Genomic DNA, 955 nt, shown 5'->3' with positions numbered 1-955 from the left:
TACATCACCGGCTGCAGAACCTCTTCCATGATCGCCCGCAACCCCCGCGCCCCGGTCCCCCGCAAAATCGCCTGATCCGCGATCGCCGCCAACGCCTCGTCGTCGAACACCAACTCCACACCATCCAGCTCGAACAACCGCGCATACTGCTTCACCAGCGCGTTCTTCGGCTGCCGCAAAATCCGGATCAACGCATCCCGATCCAGATTCCGCACACTCGTCACCACCGGCAACCGCCCATTGAACTCCGGAATCATCCCGAACTTCAACAGATCCTCCGGCATCACCTCGGAGAACACGTCATCGGTCGACCGCTCCTGCTTACTGTGCAACTGAGCGCCGAACCCCAGACCCTTCTTCCCCACCCGCTGCTCGATGATCTTCTCCAGACCAGCGAACGCACCACCACAGATGAACAACACATTCGTCGTATCGATCTGAATGAACTCCTGATGCGGATGCTTCCGACCACCCTGCGGCGGCACCGACGCCGTCGTCCCCTCCAGGATCTTCAACAACGCCTGCTGCACACCCTCACCCGACACATCCCGGGTGATCGACGGATTCTCCGACTTCCGCGCGATCTTGTCGATCTCGTCGATGTAGATGATCCCCGTCTCCGCCCGCTTCACGTCATAATCCGCGGCCTGGATCAACTTCAACAAAATGTTCTCGACGTCCTCACCGACATACCCCGCCTCGGTCAACGCCGTCGCATCCGCCATCGCGAACGGAACATTCAACAACCGAGCCAACGTCTGCGCCAGATGCGTCTTCCCACACCCCGTCGGACCAATCAACAGAATGTTCGACTTCGCCAACTCGACCGGATCACCACCACCCGACCGATGCGACGAACCCTCCGCCTGAATCCGCTTGTAATGGTTGTACACCGCCACCGACAGCGCACGCTTCGCCGAATCCTGACCCACCACGTACTGATCGAGGAACTCGC

Annotated in this window: 1 protein-coding gene; it reads right to left on the bottom strand. The window is 59.9% G+C overall.

The features are described from left to right. On the bottom strand, nucleotides 1–955 hold a 955-nt coding region (gene clpX / locus Aru02nite_RS36290; protein WP_203665084.1), incomplete at both ends, for an ATP-dependent Clp protease ATP-binding subunit ClpX.

Source organism: Actinocatenispora rupis, assembly GCF_016861975.1.
Taxonomy (GTDB): domain Bacteria; phylum Actinomycetota; class Actinomycetes; order Mycobacteriales; family Micromonosporaceae; genus Actinocatenispora; species Actinocatenispora rupis.
This window is presented reverse-complemented; position numbering and strand designations above follow the sequence as displayed.